Source organism: Variovorax sp. OV700 (assembly GCF_900099805.1).
Lineage (GTDB): Bacteria > Pseudomonadota > Gammaproteobacteria > Burkholderiales > Burkholderiaceae_C > Variovorax.
Genome location: NZ_FNDR01000013.1, coordinates 139,919 through 154,601 on the forward strand (window position 1 = coordinate 139,919; position 14,683 = coordinate 154,601).

Genomic DNA, 14,683 nt, shown 5'->3' on the forward strand with positions numbered 1-14,683 from the left:
ATGAAACGCGACGTGCCGTCCCTCGCGCTCTATGCGCAAGTCAAGGATCACATCTCCCGCAAGATCCAGGACGGCACCTGGGCGGCCGGCCACCGCCTGCCGTCCGAAAGCGAACTGGTCGCGCAGTTCGGTATCTCGCGCATGACGGTGAACCGCGCGCTGCGCGAGCTCATGGAGCAGGGCCGCATCGTGCGCGTGGCCGGCGTTGGCAGTTTCGTGGCCGAGAACAAGCCGCAGTCCACGCTGCTGCAGATTGCCAACATCGCGAGCGAAATCCGCCAGCGCGGGCATGACTACCGCTGCGAGATGCTCGCCGTGGAGCGCGTTGCCGCATCACCCGACGTGGCGGCCTGGCTCGACATGCGCGCGGGCACCTCGGTGTTCCACAGCGTCTGCCTGCACCTGGAGAACGACACGCCGGTGCAGCTCGAAGAGCGCTACGTCAATCCGCTGGTTGTGCCCGATTTCCTCGAGCAGGACTTTGCCGCCGTGCCGCCCAGCGAGTACCTGGTGCGCAACGTGCCCTTCGACCAGATCGAACACGTCGTCGATGCCGTGCTGCCCACTGCGGAGCAGGCGAGCCGGCTCGCGATGGAGCCCACCGATCCCTGCCTTCTGCTCACGCGCCGCACATGGACGCGCAACACGCCGGTCACCTGGGTGCGCTGCCTGCATCCGGCGTCGCGCTACAGCCTGGGCAGCCGCTTTAAAGCCGACGGCAACCCGTCCTTCGGCTGATTTTTTCGTCACGGAAACCGAACGTTTTCTCTCGCAACCACTTGTATAGACAGGCTCACATGCCAAGCAATCACACAACCACACTGACCCTCACGCCCGGCAAGGTGGACCTTGCGATGTTGCGTTGCATCCAGGCTGGCGGCGTGCGGCTGGCGCTCGACCCTTCCGTGCAAGAGGGCATGGCCCGCGCCGAAGCGGCGGTGCGCCACATCGTCGACAACGACCAGGTGGTTTACGGCATTAACACCGGCTTCGGCAAGCTCGCGAGCACGCGCATCGGCAACGACCACCTGGCCGACCTGCAACGCAACCTCGTGCTCTCGCACAGCGTGGGCACTGGTGAGGCGCTGGCCGCGCCTGTCGTGCGCATGGTGCTGGCCACCAAGGCCGTGAGCCTGGCGCGCGGCCATTCGGGCGTGCGGCCCGCGCTGGTCGATGCATTGCTGGCCCTGTTCAATGCGGGCGTCATGCCGCGCATTCCGTGCAAGGGCTCGGTCGGCGCCTCGGGCGATCTCGCGCCGCTCGCGCACATGGCCTGCGTACTCATCGGCGAGGGCGAGGCCACCACGGCCGACGGCGCCGTGGTCAGCGGCGCCGAGGCCATGCGCCTCGTCGGCCTGGAGCCCTTCGTGCTCGGCCCCAAGGAAGGCCTGGCGCTGCTCAACGGCACGCAGGTGTCGACCGCGCTTGCGCTCGCAGGGCTGTTCGGCGCCGAAGACGTGTTCGCCTCGGCCTTGATGTCGGGCGCGCTCTCGCTCGAAGCCATCCAGGGTTCGATCAAGCCTTTCGATGCGCGCATTCACGCCGCGCGCGGCCAGCCAGGACAAATTGCAGTGGCGGGCGCGGTGCGCACGCTGCTCGAGGGCAGCGAGATCGTGCCGTCGCACGCCGACTGCGGCCGCGTGCAAGACCCGTACTCGGTGCGCTGCATCCCGCAGGTGATGGGCGCCTGTCTCGACAACCTCGCGCACGCCGCGCGCGTGCTGGTGATCGAAGCCAATGCCGCATCGGACAACCCGCTGGTGTTCTGCGACACCGGTGAAGTGATTTCAGGCGGCAACTTCCACGCCGAGCCGGTCGCCTTTGCGGCCGACATCATCGCGCTGGCCGTGAGCGAAGTCGGCGCCATTGCAGAACGCCGCATCGCGCTCCTGCTCGACACCGGCCTCTCGGGACTGCCGCCGTTCCTGGTGCACGACGGCGGCCTCAACTCCGGCTTCATGATCGCGCAGGTCACGGCCGCGGCCCTTGCGTCGGAGAACAAGTCGCTCGCGCATCCGGCGAGCGTCGACAGCCTGCCGACTTCGGCCAACCAGGAAGACCACGTGTCGATGGCCACTTTTGCGGCGCGCCGTCTGGGCGACATGGTCAACAACACGGCGGTGGTGGTGGGCATCGAAGCCATGGCTGCCGCGCAGGGCATCGAATTGAAGCGTGGCCTCAAGAGCTCGCCGCTGGTCGAAGCCGAATTCGCCGCCATCCGCCAGAAGGTCGCTTTTCTCGAACGCGACCGCTACCTCGCGCCCGACATCGAAGCCATGCGTCAGTGGGCGCTGAAGGCCGAGCTGCCGGACGCGCTGCTGAACATCCTGCCCAGCCATTCGTAAGAACCGACATCCCGATTGAGGAGAACCACGCCATGAACGCTCCGGAAAAATTCGCCCTGCACAACCCTGATGCCGCCGACCCGCGCCACGACCCCACGCGCGTGATCCGCGCTCCGCGCGGCAGCACGCTCAATTGCAAGAGCTGGCTCACCGAGGCGCCGTTTCGCATGCTGCAGAACAACCTCGACGCCGAGGTGGCCGAGCGCCCACAAGACCTCGTGGTGTACGGCGGCATCGGCCGCGCAGCGCGCAACTGGGCCTGCTACGACCAGATCCTTGCGTCGCTGAAGGAACTCAACGACGACGAGACCTTGCTCATCCAGTCGGGCAAGCCCGTGGGCGTGTTCAAGACGCACGAGAACGCACCGCGCGTGCTGCTCGCCAATTCGAATCTCGTGCCCAAGTGGGCCAACTGGGAGCACTTCAACGAGCTCGACCGCCTGGGCCTCTTCATGTACGGCCAGATGACTGCAGGAAGCTGGATCTACATCGGCAGCCAGGGCATCGTGCAAGGCACCTTCGAGACTTTTGTCGAAGCCGGCCGCCAGCATTACAACAACAGCCTGGCCGGCAAGTGGATCCTCACGGCCGGCCTCGGCGGCATGGGCGGCGCGCAGCCGCTCGCGGCCACGCTGGCGGGTGCGGTGTCGCTCAACATCGAGTGCCAGCAGACCAGCATCGACTTTCGCCTGCGCACGCGCTATGTCGACAAGCAGGCACGCGACATCGACCATGCGCTCGAACTCATCCAGCAGCACTGCGACGCGAAGGACGCCGTGTCGATCGCGCTGCTTGGCAACGCGGCCGACATCCTTCCGGAGTTGGTGAAGCGTGCGAAGGCCGGCGGCATCAAGCCCGACCTCGTGACCGACCAGACGTCAGCGCACGATCTGATCAACGGCTACCTGCCTTCAGGCTGGAGCGTTGCGCAATGGCAGGCCGCGATGAAGGATGCCTCGCAGCACGACGCGCTGAAGACCGCCGCCGCCAAGTCGTGCGCCGTGCACGTACAGGCCATGCTCGACTTCCAGGCCATGGGCATCCCTACGGTCGACTACGGCAACAACATCCGCCAGGTCGCTTTCGACGAAGGCGTGAAGAACGCGTTCGACTTTCCGGGTTTCGTGCCGGCCTACATCCGCCCGCTGTTCTGCGAAGGCAAGGGCCCGTTCCGCTGGGTGGCGCTGTCGGGCGACCCCGAAGACATCTACAAGACCGACGCCAAGATCAAAGAGCTGTTCCCCGAGAACACCCACACGCACCGCTGGCTCGACATGGCGCGCGAGCGCATCGCGTTCCAGGGCCTGCCCGCGCGCATCTGCTGGCTCGGCCTCGGCGAGCGCCACATCGCGGGCCTGGCCTTCAACGAGATGGTGAAGAACGGCGAACTCAAGGCGCCGATCGTCATCGGCCGCGACCATCTGGATACCGGCTCTGTTGCCAGCCCCAACCGCGAGACCGAGGCCATGAAGGACGGCACCGATGCGGTGAGCGACTGGCCGCTGCTCAACGCGCTGCTCAACACCGCGGGCGGCGCCACGTGGGTCAGCCTGCATCATGGCGGCGGTGTCGGCATGGGCTACTCGCAGCACTCGGGCGTGGTCATCGTCTGCGACGGCACCGATGCCGCCGCCAAGCGCATCGAGCGCGTGCTGTGGAACGACCCGGCCACCGGCGTCATGCGGCATGCGGATGCGGGCTATGACATTGCGGTGGCCACTGCGAAGAAGCAGGGGTTGAACCTGCCGATGGTGCGATGACGCTCGTATTTCTCCCTCCCCTTCCGGGGGAGGGCCGGGGTGGGGGCACGACGGCCTTTACCCCCGCGCAGCGCTCATTGGGCGCTGCCCCCATCCCAGCCTTCCCCCAGAGGGGGAAGGAGCAAGAGACCCCGTCGTGAAGAACGTGCGGCGTTTCTCGCGCGTCTCCCTGCCAGCCACGCCCTGGAAGAACGGCGGCGGCACCACGCAAGAGATCGCCAGCTGGCCCCCAGGCGCCGGGCTCGACGGCTTCGGCTGGCGCGCGAGCATCGCGACCATTGCGGCGTCAGGGCCGTTCTCGGTATTCGCGGGCGTCGACCGCAGCATCATGCTGCTGGAAGGCGACGGCGTGCGGCTGTTCACGCATGACGGGCGCGTGGAGCACCGGCTCGACGTGCCCCATCGGCCCTTCGCATTCAGCGGCGACGACGCGATCGATTGCACGCTGCTCGGCGGTGCGTCGAATGATTTCAATGTGATGACGCGACACGGCCACTGGCGCGCCGACATGCAGGTGCTGGACCACGCATCGGCGATAGAGAGCGCCCCGCATGGCGTGCTGCTGGCCCTGCGCGGCGCATGGCGCTTGAACGACGAGGCATGTGCCGAAGGCGAGGGACTGCACTGGGCCGACGCGGCCCAGGCTTGGCGCGCGGTTCCGGAGGGCGAAGACGCGCGGCTGGTGGCGGTTCGCATCGTGTCGGCGTAACCTGCGAAAAAGAAAGAGGACGATGAACCCCGCCAACGAATATCCATCGGCAGACGGGCTCTGGACCGGCCTGCGTCTTGCAACCGACGCGGGCGTCGAAGCCGCCATCGCGGTGACGGACGGCATGATCCGCTGGGTCGGCGCCCGCGATGCGCTGCCTGCCGAATTCGCTTCTCTCGTGCCGCACGACGGCGGCGGCGCGCTCGTCACGCCGGGCCTGGTCGATTGCCACACGCACCTGGTCTACGGCGGCCAACGCGCCAACGAGTTCGCGATGCGGCTTGCCGGCGCCACCTATGAAGAAGTGGCAAAGGCCGGCGGCGGCATCGTCTCGTCGGTGCGCGCCACGCGCGAAGCCGACGAAGACACGCTCTTCGCAGAAGCCGCGCCGCGGCTCGCGCAGCTGCTGGCCGATGGCGTGTGCGCCATCGAGATCAAGTCGGGCTATGGCCTGTCGCTGGAACACGAGCGCAAGCAATTGCGCGTGGCGCGGCGCCTGGGCGACGCGTACGGCGTCACCGTGCGCACTACGTTCCTCGGCGCGCATGCGCTGCCGCCCGAATACGCAGGCCGCAGCGGCGACTACATCGACCTTGTCTGCGATCAGATGCTGCCCGCGCTCGCGGCCGAAGGGCTGGTCGATGCGGTGGACGTGTTCTGCGAACGCATCGCCTTTTCGCTCGAGGAAACCGAGCAGGTCTTCAAGGCCGCGAAGGCGTTGGGCCTGCCGGTCAAGCTGCATGCGGAGCAGCTCTCCGACATGGGCGGCGCCGCGCTGGCCGCGCGCTACGGCGCGCTCTCGTGCGACCACATCGAGCACCTGTCGGCCGAAGGCATCGAGGCCATGCGCCAGTCGGGCACCGTGGCCGTGCTACTGCCGGGCGCCTACTACACGCTGCGCGACACGCACCTGCCGCCCATCGAGGCGCTGCGCGCCGCCGGCGTGCCGATGGCCGTGTCGACCGACCACAACCCCGGCACCTCGCCGGCACTGAGCCTGCTCTTAATGATGAACATGGCATGCACGCTGTTCCGCCTCACCGTGCCCGAAGCGCTGGCCGGCGTCACGGTGCATGCGGCGCGCGCGCTGGGCCTGTCCTCCACGCACGGCGTGATCGCCGAAGGCATGCCCGCCAACTTCGTGCTCTGGAACGTGCGCGATGCGGCCGAGCTCGCCTACTGGTTCGGCCAGCGGCCCGTGCGCAGCGTCGTGCGGCGGGGCCGCATCGCCGTGGGAGCCGCCGTATGACGCAAACGCTTTTCGCGGCCGACGCCTTGCTGCCCGATGGCTGGGCGAAGAACGTCCTGATGTCGTGGAACGACGCTGGCCAGCTCGCGCAGGTGCAGTCTGCCGTGCTGCCTGCCACCGGCGCGCAGGTGGCGAATGGCCCCGTGATTCCTGGCATGCCCAACCTGCATTCGCACGCCTTCCAGCGCGCCTTCGCGGGCCTCACCGAGCATCGCGCCGGGCAGCACGACAGCTTCTGGAGCTGGCGCACCCTGATGTACCGCTTTGCCGCGCGCCTCGGCCCGCAGCACATGGAGGCCATTGCCACCTGGCTCTATGCCGAGATGCTCGAGGCCGGCTACACCAGCGTCTGCGAGTTCCAGTATGTGCACCACGCCGCCGACGGCCGCCCGTATGCCGACGATGCGACGCTGAGCCTCGCGCTGCTGCGCGCCGCGCAAAAGGTGGGCATCGGCTTCACGCTGCTGCCCGTGCTCTACCAGACCAGCGGCTTCGGCGGCCTGCCGCCCAACGAAGGGCAGCGCCGCTTCATCCGCTCGACCGATTCGATGCTGCGCCTGCTCGACACGCTCAAGCCCGCATGCGATGCAGCGGACGCGCGACTCGGGTTGGCGCCGCACTCGCTGCGCGCCGTTCCGCCCGATGCGCTGCGCGAAGCCGTCGCGGGGCTCGAAGCCATCGACCGCAGCGCGCCCATTCACATCCACATTGCCGAGCAGACCAAGGAAGTCGACGACTGCGTGGCGTGGAGCGGCCAGCGTCCGGCGGCCTGGCTGCTCGACCATGCGCCGGTCGATGCGCGCTGGTGCCTCGTGCATGCCACGCACATGGACGCGGCCGAATACGCGCGCGGCGCAAAGAGCGGCGCGGTCGCCGGCCTGTGCCCGACCACCGAAGCGAATCTTGGCGACGGCATCTTCGATTTCCCGGCATGGCGCCACCATGGCGGGGCCTGGGGCGTGGGGTCCGACAGCCATGCCACGGTCAACGCGGCGGAAGAGTTGCTGATGCTCGAATACAGCCAGCGCCTGGGCAAACGGCAGCGCAACGTCGGCGCCAGCGCGGCGCAGCCGCACGTGGCCACTGCTCTCACGCTCGAAGCGGTGCGCGGTGGCGCGCAGGCATCGGGCCGGGCCATCGGCGGCCTGGCCGCGGGGCAGCAGGCCGACTTCGTCGTGCTCGATGCCGCGCAGCTTGCGCTGCAGGGCCTCGGCGCGCCCGACATGCTGTCGTCGCATGTCTTCGCCAGCCACCGCACATCGGCCATCGATGCGGTCTGGGTGTCCGGCCGGCCGCGCGTCGTGGCGGGCCGTCACGCATTGCACCAAGAGGCTGCCGCCGCATTCGTCGCGGCGCGCAGCCAGCTTCTTCTGGAAAATTGAGCCCATGAGTTTCACCACCACCGAACCCGCATTCCGCTTTCGCCAGGGCACGCGTCCCTTGCTGATCTCGATGCCGCATGTCGGCACCCACGTGCCGCCCGCGCTCGCCGCCCGCTTCACGGAAGAGGCGCGCCACGTGCCCGACACCGACTGGCACCTCGAGCGGCTCTACGACTTTGCCGACGAACTCGGCGCCTCGGTGCTCGTCGCCACGCATTCGCGCTACGTGATCGATCTGAACCGTCCGCCGGACGGCGCGAGCCTTTATCCGGGCCAGAGCGTCACCGGCCTCTGCCCGGTCGACACTTTCGATGACACGCCCGTCTACGCATCCAACGACGACCTGCCGGGCGACGAAGAAATCGCCGCGCGTCGCGACGCCATCTGGCGCCCGTACCACGAGCAGCTGCAGACTGAGATCGATCGCCTGAAGGTCGCGCACGGCACCATCGCGCTGTGGGACGCGCACTCGATCCGCTCGGTGCTCCCGCGCTTCTTCGAAGGCAAGCTGCCCGACCTGAACCTGGGCACCGGCAACGGCACGAGCTGCGATCCGGCGCTGGCCGCCACGCTGCTCGATATCGCCAAGTCGGCCGAATCGGCCACGGGCTACACCGGCGTACTCAACGGCCGCTTCAAGGGCGGCCACATCACGCGCCAGTACGGCAACCCCGCCGCAGGCGTGCACGCTGTGCAGCTGGAGATGACGCAGTCGAGCTACATGCAGGAGACGCTGCCCTTCGACTACCTGCCTGATGTGGCGGCCGGCGTGCAGCCGCACGTGCGGCGCATGATCGAAGCGGTGCTGGCCTTCGTCGAAAACCGCTAAAGCACCGACGGCCGCCAAGGGCAGCCCCGCTTCCTACAATCAGGGGCTATGAAGCCCGTCATCTACACCCGCGGCCAGGCACTCGCCGGCATCCTCGAAAAGCGCATCGCCATCCTCGATGGCGCGATGGGCACGATGATCCAGCGCTTCAAGCTCACCGAAGAGCAGTACCGCGGCGAGCGCTTCAAGGACTTCGAGCGCGACGTGAAGGGCAACAACGAGCTGCTCTCGCTCACGCGGCCCGACGTGATCCGCGACATCCACGAGGGCTATCTCGCAGCCGGCGCCGACCTGATCGAGACCAACACCTTTGGCGCGACCACCATCGCGCAGGAGGACTACAAAATGGCGCATCTCGCGCGCGAGATGAACCTCGAATCGGCCAAGCTCGCACGCGCGGCCTGCGACAAGTTCAGCACGCCGGACAAGCCGCGCTTCGTGGCCGGCGCCCTGGGCCCGACGCCCAAGACCGCGAGCATCAGCCCCGACGTGAACGACCCGGGCGCGCGCAACGTCGATTTCGAGCAGCTGCGCGCGGCCTATTACGAGCAGACCGAGGCGCTGGTCGAAGGCGGCGCCGACGTGATCCTGGTCGAAACGATCTTCGACACGCTCAACGCCAAGGCGGCCCTGTTCGCGGTGGACGAGTATTTCGACAACAGCGGCCAGCGCCTGCCGCTGATCATCAGCGGCACCGTGACCGACGCTTCAGGCCGCATCCTGAGCGGCCAGACCGTGACCGCGTTCTGGCACAGCGTGCGCCATGCGCAGCCGCTGGCCGTGGGGCTCAACTGCGCGCTAGGCGCGGCGCTGATGCGACCCTATATCCAGGAACTGGCGAAGGTGGCGGGCGACACCTTCATCAGCTGCTACCCGAACGCCGGCCTGCCCAATCCGATGAGCGAAACCGGCTTCGACGAGACGCCGGACGTCACCTCGCGGCTGCTGCACGAGTTCGCGGCGGAAGGGCTGGTGAACATCGTCGGCGGCTGCTGCGGCACCACGCCGGACCACATCGCGGCGATCGGCAAGGCGGTGGCGCCGATTGGAGGCCGCATGCTGAACAACAACGCCGGCTTCTATCGCGAAGCAGCGTAGCCAGGCTCGCCCCGGGCTTCGCGCTCCCGGCTGATTGACGGCATCTGTGACGCCGCCTAGGCTGGCTGCGCAAAGGAAGCCCATCATGAACAACAAACTCCCCATGCGCTGGATCGGCATCGGCGCCATCGCCTTGGCCTTGCCGCTCGCAGCGGCGGCGCAACAGGCCTTCACGCGCGGCGCCGTCAATTTGCGGGCCGGCCCCTCGGGCGACTATCCGTTGGTGGCTCGTTTGGCGCCGGGCCAGCCGCTCGACGTGATCGGCTGCACCGGCGGCTACAGCTGGTGCGACGTGGTGCTGCCCGACGGCGGACGCGGCTGGATCTGGGCCAGGAGCCTGGACTACGCCTACCAGGAGCGGCGCGTACCGCTGGCGACCTACGGGGCGGTGATCGGCGTGCCCATCGTGACCTTCGTGATCGGCAGCTACTGGGCGGACTACTACCGCGACCGGCCCTGGTATGGCGAACGGCGCTGGTGGGGCGGCCGGCCGCCGCCTCCGCCGGTACCCGGTTGGGCGCCGCCGCCGCCGGTGCGTCCCGCCTGGCAACCCAAGCCATGGCCAGGCCCTGGTTTCAAACCCGCACCGGGCCCCGGCTTTCGGCCGCAACCCGGGCCGGGCTACCGCGCGCCGCATCCGGGACCCGGCTACCGGGCGCCGGCGGACCCAGGCTTCAAGCCGCCCCGGCCCCAGCCGGCAATCCGGCCCGGACCGCCGCCGGGGCAACCTCAAATGCATCAACGCGGCGGGCGGCCTGAAGGCGGGGGAGGCGGTGGTGGCGGTGGAGGCGGGCGCGCGCATGGCGGCGGTGAAGGTGGCGGCAAGGGTGGCGGCCATGGGGGAGGCCACGGTGGCGGCGGAGGCAAGGGCGGCGGCCACGGCCATCGCGACTAGCTAACCGGGGGCCGCAAGGCCCGCCGCGGCCTGCCGGTCGCGCGCAATGAGCGCCACGAAGCGCTGCGCCCCCAGGCCCAGCGGCCGCTCGCGCGACCACACCACGTCGACCCACAGGTCCAGCCCGTTGCTGAGGTTCTCGAACGGAATCTCGACCAGCGCGCCCGCGGCCACGTGGGGCTTGGCAAAGTTGCGCGGCAGCCAACCCCAGCCGAGGCCGGCGGTGATCAGGCTCAGCGCGGCCAGCGCGTTGTCGGTGCGCCAGACATGGCGCGCGAACACGAAGCGCGGGTCGCTCGTTGCAAGGTCGCGCCCGGCCACCACGATCTGGCGGGTGTTCGTGAGGTGCTCTTCGCGCAGGCGCTCGCCGGCGGCCGCCTGCAGCACCGGATGGTTGGGCGCCATCACGGCCACCATGGTGTCGCTGCCCACTTCCTGGAAACCTTCGCGCCCGTCGAGGCTCGGGCGCTCGAACACCAATGCCAGTTGCGCGCGGCCGCTGTGCAGCAGTGCCAGCGCGTCGGCTTGCGGGGCGGCGAACACCTCGACCTGCAGCAGCGGATATTCCTCGGCCAACGCGGCCAGCGGTCCGCTCCAGGGCGCGGCCAGCAGCTCGGGCGCAATCGCCAGCGTGAGGCGGTTCTCGAGCCCCTGGGTAAGCGCCAAGGCCTGAACCTGCAATTGCTTGAGTTGGGCGGCCAAAAGCCGCGCCTGCGGCTCCAGCGAATGGGCGGCGGCGGTCGGCTGCGGCTCGCGGCCGCTGCGGTCGAAGAGGGGCAGGGCCAGTTCGGCCTCGAGGTTGGCAATGGCCATGCTCACGGCCGACGGCACCTTGCGCAGCGCACGCGCCGCGGCCGAAAAGGAGCCGTGGTCGATCACGGCCAGGAAGACTTCGACGTTGTCGCTGGAGAAGGCCACGGCTGCACCCCATCTATCAATAAAACTGAAATAAGTTAACTTTTTATATCAGTAAACAGCAAATAAAGTACAGACATTGCCTTTTGAACCGCCGGAGAACAGAGCCATGCAGGGGTTTCAGCGTCGAGTCGTCTACATCACCCTTTACGAAGGGATCGCCATCGTGGCCGCCAGTGCCGGCCTGGCGCTGATGACGGACGCCGGGCTCGGGCATTCCGGCGTGCTGGCGGTGGCCGCCTCGGTCATCGCGGTGATCTGGAACCTGGTTTTCAACGCCCTGTTCGAGCGCTGGGAGTCGCGCCAGGCGGTGCGCGGGCGCAGCGTGCGCCGGCGCGTTGCCCATGCCATCGGCTTCGAGGGCGGGCTGATCGCGTTCCTGGTGCCGCTCTTTGCCTGGGGCTTGGGCGTGTCGCTTTGGCAGGCGCTGGTGATGGACCTGGGGCTGGTGGTGTTCTTCCTGGTCTACACCTTCGTCTTCAACTGGGCCTTCGACCGGGTGTTCGGGCTGCCGGCTTCGGCCGCACCTCGGGGGCCAGCGTCCGTGGCCGGGCAGGGGGCCTGAACGCCCCTCACGGCCGCGGCCCTTGCCGCAGCCGGTAAAATTGCGCTCCCTTCCAAGGAGCGTTGCAGCGGCGGCCCACATCACGAGGCCCGCCGTCAGGCTTGGAAGGCGCCCTGTTGGCCGGGGCGCAAGCCGCAAACGACGCTCACCTGACGTTTTTTCCTGCACAGGTGAGCCCCCAATGAGCGATGTTCCCACGCCCTCCGTTCCCGCGATGAAGCTGTCCGGCCTCGAGCCGGTGGCCATCGATGCCGGATCGCTGTTCGTCAACATCGGCGAGCGCACCAACGTCACCGGCTCCAAGGCCTTTGCGCGGATGATCCTGAACGGCCAGTTCGAAGAGGCCCTGGCCGTTGCGCGGCAGCAGGTGGAGAACGGCGCGCAGGTGATCGACATCAACATGGACGAGGCCATGCTCGACAGCAAGGCCGCGATGGTCCGCTTCCTGAACCTGATTGCCAGCGAGCCCGACATCGCGCGCGTGCCGGTGATGGTCGACAGCTCCAAGTGGGAAGTGATCGAGGCGGGCCTGCGCTGCATCCAGGGCAAGGGCATCGTCAACTCCATCTCCATGAAGGAGGGGGTCGACAAGTTCAAGCACGAGGCCAAGCTCGTGAGGCGCTACGGCGCCGCCGCGGTGGTCATGGCCTTCGACGAGAAGGGCCAAGCCGACACCTACGAGCGCAAGATCGAGATCTGCGAGCGGGCTTACCGCATCCTGGTCGACGAGGTGGGCTTCCCGCCCGAAGACATCATCTTCGATCCGAACATCTTCGCGATTGCGACCGGCATCGAGGAGCACGACAACTACGCGGTCGACTTCATCAACGCGGTGCGCTGGATCAAGGAGAACCTGCCGGGCGCCAAGGTGTCGGGCGGCGTCTCGAACGTGAGCTTCAGCTTCCGCGGCAACGACCCGATGCGCGAGGCCATCCACACCGTGTTCCTGTACCACGCGATCCAGGCGGGCATGGACATGGGCATCGTCAACGCCGGCATGGTCGGCGTCTACGACGACCTGGAGCCGAGCCTGCGCGAGCGCGTGGAAGACGTGGTGCTCAACCGCCGTCCGGACGCCGGCGAGCGCCTCGTCGAAGTGGCCGAGACCGCCAAGAGCGGCGCCAAGGACGAAAGCAAGCGCCTCGAGTGGCGCGGCACGCCTTCGACGCCGGTGCACGTCAACCAGCGCCTGTCGCACGCCATGGTGCATGGCATCACCGACTTCATCGTCGAAGACACCGAGGAGGCCTACCAGCAGATCCTCGCGACGGGCGGCCGTCCGCTGCACGTGATCGAAGGCCCGCTCATGGACGGCATGAACATCGTGGGCGACCTGTTCGGCGCGGGCAAGATGTTCCTGCCGCAGGTGGTCAAGTCGGCGCGCGTGATGAAGTCGGCCGTGGCCCACCTGCTGCCCTACATCGAGGCCGAAAAGCTGCGCGACGAAGCGGCCGGCCGCGACGTGCGCACCAAGGGCAAGATCATCATCGCCACCGTGAAGGGCGACGTGCACGACATCGGCAAGAACATCGTCACCGTCGTGCTCCAGTGCAACAACTTCGAAGTGGTGAACATGGGCGTGATGGTCCCGTGCCATGAAATCCTGGCGCGTGCCAAGGTCGAGGGCGCGGACATCGTGGGCCTCTCGGGCCTCATCACGCCCAGCCTGGAAGAGATGCAGTACGTGGCCGGCGAGATGCAGCGCGACGACCATTTCCGCATCAAGAAGATCCCGCTCCTGATCGGCGGCGCGACCACCAGCCGCGTGCACACCGCCGTGAAGATCGCGCCGCACTACGAAGGCCCGGTCGTCTACGTGCCCGATGCGTCCCGAAGCGTGAGCGTGGCGCAGTCGCTGCTGAGCGAGCAGGCCACCGCGTACATCGACGAGATCAACGCCGACTACGACAAGGTGCGCACGCAGCACGCCAACAAGAAGCAGGTTCCGATGTGGCCGCTGGCCAAGGCGCGCGCCAACAAGACGCCGATCGACTGGACCAATTACACGCCGCCCGCGCCCAAGTTCATCGGCCGCCGCGTGTTCAAGAACTTCGATTTGACCGAGCTCGCCAAGTACATCGATTGGGGCCCGTTCTTTCAGACCTGGGACCTGGCGGGACCGTTCCCGGCCATCCTGAAGGATGAGATCGTCGGCACCGAAGCCGTGCGCGTGTATGCCGACGGCCAGCGCATGCTCAAGCGCCTGATCGAAGGCCGCTGGCTCAGCGCCAGCGGCATCGTCGGCTTCTGGCCTGCCAACACGGTGAACGACGACGACATCGAGCTCTACACGGATGAGACGCGCAGCGAGGTCGCCATGACCTGGTATGGCATGCGCCAGCAGACCGAGAAGCAGATGATCGACGGCGTGATGCGGCCCAGCCGCTGCCTCGCCGACTTCGTCGCGCCGAAGGACAGCGGGCTGAAAGACTACGTGGGGGTGTTCGCGGTCACGGCGGGCCTGGGGGTCGAGAAGAAGGAGAAGTACTTCATCGACGACCTGGACGACTACTCCGCCATCATGCTCAAGGCCCTGGCCGATCGGCTGGCCGAGGCCTTTGCCGAATCGCTGCACCACCGCGCGCGCACCGACCTCTGGGGCTATGCGCCCGACGAAGGCTTGAGCAACGAAGACATGATCGCGGAGAAATACCGCGGCATCCGCCCCGCGCCCGGCTACCCGGCCTGCCCGGACCACAGTGTGAAGCGCCCGATGTTCGACCTTCTGAACTGCGCGGACATTGGCATGACCCTGACGGAAAGCCTCGCTATGATGCCCGCCGCCAGCGTCAGTGGTTTCTACCTGAGCCACCCCGACTCGACGTACTTCAACGTCGGCAAGATCGGACACGACCAGTTGCAGGACCAGGCGGCGCGGCGCAAGGAGAGCGAATCCGATCTCGAGCGCCTGCTGGCGCCGAACCTTTGAACCTGCC

Annotated in this window: 12 protein-coding genes and 1 riboswitch; of the genes, 11 read left to right on the top strand and 1 reads right to left on the bottom strand. The window is 67.7% G+C overall.

The genetic code is table 11. The features are described from left to right. From hutC to BLR24_RS25210, 9 genes are all read left to right on the top strand, one after another. Positions 1 to 738, top strand: coding sequence for a histidine utilization repressor (gene hutC / locus BLR24_RS25170; protein ID WP_093022388.1), 738 nt, complete (start codon positions 1 to 3; stop codon positions 736 to 738). A 59-nt stretch (positions 739 to 797) separates the two neighbouring features. Next, complete coding sequence (hutH, locus tag BLR24_RS25175) at positions 798 to 2,345, top strand: histidine ammonia-lyase (protein WP_093022390.1); 1,548 nt, start codon at positions 798 to 800, stop codon at positions 2,343 to 2,345. Positions 2,346 to 2,377: 32 nt separating this feature from the next. Beyond that, positions 2,378 to 4,105, top strand: a complete 1,728-nt coding sequence (hutU, locus tag BLR24_RS25180; RefSeq protein ID WP_093022393.1) for a urocanate hydratase — start codon at positions 2,378 to 2,380, stop codon at positions 4,103 to 4,105. A gap of 136 nt (positions 4,106 to 4,241) precedes the next feature. Further along, positions 4,242 to 4,814: a HutD/Ves family protein gene (locus tag BLR24_RS25185; protein ID WP_093022396.1), complete on the top strand. Its 573-nt coding sequence runs from the start codon at positions 4,242 to 4,244 to the stop codon at positions 4,812 to 4,814. A 22-nt stretch (positions 4,815 to 4,836) separates the two neighbouring features. Next, the gene (gene hutI, locus BLR24_RS25190) at positions 4,837 to 6,063 is read left to right on the top strand and encodes an imidazolonepropionase (RefSeq protein ID WP_093022399.1); all 1,227 of its coding nucleotides are present in this window, start codon (positions 4,837 to 4,839) and stop codon (positions 6,061 to 6,063) included. Further along, entirely contained in the window at positions 6,060 to 7,445 is a 1,386-nt protein-coding gene (locus BLR24_RS25195; RefSeq protein ID WP_093022402.1) for a formimidoylglutamate deiminase, read from the top strand. The genes hutI and BLR24_RS25195 overlap by 4 nt, the downstream gene beginning before the upstream one ends. A 4-nt stretch (positions 7,446 to 7,449) precedes the next feature. Then, a complete protein-coding gene (gene hutG / locus BLR24_RS25200; protein WP_093022405.1) occupies positions 7,450 to 8,274 on the top strand; it encodes an N-formylglutamate deformylase in 825 nt (274 codons plus the stop codon). Positions 8,275 to 8,322: 48 nt separating this feature from the next. After that, on the top strand, positions 8,323 to 9,372 hold the full coding sequence (locus BLR24_RS25205) for a homocysteine S-methyltransferase family protein (RefSeq protein ID WP_093022408.1): 1,050 nt from the start codon (positions 8,323 to 8,325) through the stop codon (positions 9,370 to 9,372). Between the two features lie 85 nt (positions 9,373 to 9,457). Continuing rightward, positions 9,458 to 10,267, top strand: a complete 810-nt coding sequence (locus BLR24_RS25210) for an SH3 domain-containing protein (RefSeq protein ID WP_093022410.1) — start codon at positions 9,458 to 9,460, stop codon at positions 10,265 to 10,267. On the opposite strand, the gene BLR24_RS25215 is transcribed toward BLR24_RS25210, so the two are convergent. Further along, entirely contained in the window at positions 10,268 to 11,185 is a 918-nt protein-coding gene (locus tag BLR24_RS25215) for a LysR family transcriptional regulator (protein ID WP_093022413.1), read from the bottom strand. A 106-nt stretch (positions 11,186 to 11,291) separates the two neighbouring features. Here BLR24_RS25215 and BLR24_RS25220 point away from each other — a divergent pair, with 106 nt between their 5' ends. Next, positions 11,292 to 11,747 (top strand): PACE efflux transporter, encoded by a 456-nt coding sequence (locus BLR24_RS25220; protein WP_093022416.1) that lies wholly within the window; start codon positions 11,292 to 11,294, stop codon positions 11,745 to 11,747. A 48-nt stretch (positions 11,748 to 11,795) separates the two neighbouring features. Continuing rightward, a riboswitch (S-adenosyl-L-homocysteine riboswitch) is annotated at positions 11,796 to 11,901 on the top strand. A gap of 60 nt (positions 11,902 to 11,961) precedes the next feature. Beyond that, entirely contained in the window at positions 11,962 to 14,676 is a 2,715-nt protein-coding gene (gene metH, locus BLR24_RS25225) for a methionine synthase (RefSeq protein WP_093022490.1), read from the top strand. Positions 14,677 to 14,683 lie beyond the last annotated feature (7 nt).

Bases quoted from the DNA above. Each gene is read 5' to 3' on its own strand.
- BLR24_RS25210 (WP_093022410.1), top strand. From the start codon at position 9,458: ATGAACAACAAACTCCCCATGCGCTGGATCGGCATCGGCGCCATCGCC.
- hutH (WP_093022390.1), top strand. From the start codon at position 798: ATGCCAAGCAATCACACAACCACACTGACCCTCACGCCCGGCAAGGTG.
- hutI (WP_093022399.1), top strand. From the start codon at position 4,837: ATGAACCCCGCCAACGAATATCCATCGGCAGACGGGCTCTGGACCGGC.
- hutG (WP_093022405.1), top strand. From the start codon at position 7,450: ATGAGTTTCACCACCACCGAACCCGCATTCCGCTTTCGCCAGGGCACG.
- metH (WP_093022490.1), top strand. From the start codon at position 11,962: ATGAAGCTGTCCGGCCTCGAGCCGGTGGCCATCGATGCCGGATCGCTG.
- BLR24_RS25205 (WP_093022408.1), top strand. From the start codon at position 8,323: ATGAAGCCCGTCATCTACACCCGCGGCCAGGCACTCGCCGGCATCCTC.
- BLR24_RS25195 (WP_093022402.1), top strand. From the start codon at position 6,060: ATGACGCAAACGCTTTTCGCGGCCGACGCCTTGCTGCCCGATGGCTGG.
- hutU (WP_093022393.1), top strand. From the start codon at position 2,378: ATGAACGCTCCGGAAAAATTCGCCCTGCACAACCCTGATGCCGCCGAC.
- BLR24_RS25220 (WP_093022416.1), top strand. From the start codon at position 11,292: ATGCAGGGGTTTCAGCGTCGAGTCGTCTACATCACCCTTTACGAAGGG.
- hutC (WP_093022388.1), top strand. From the start codon at position 1: ATGAAACGCGACGTGCCGTCCCTCGCGCTCTATGCGCAAGTCAAGGAT.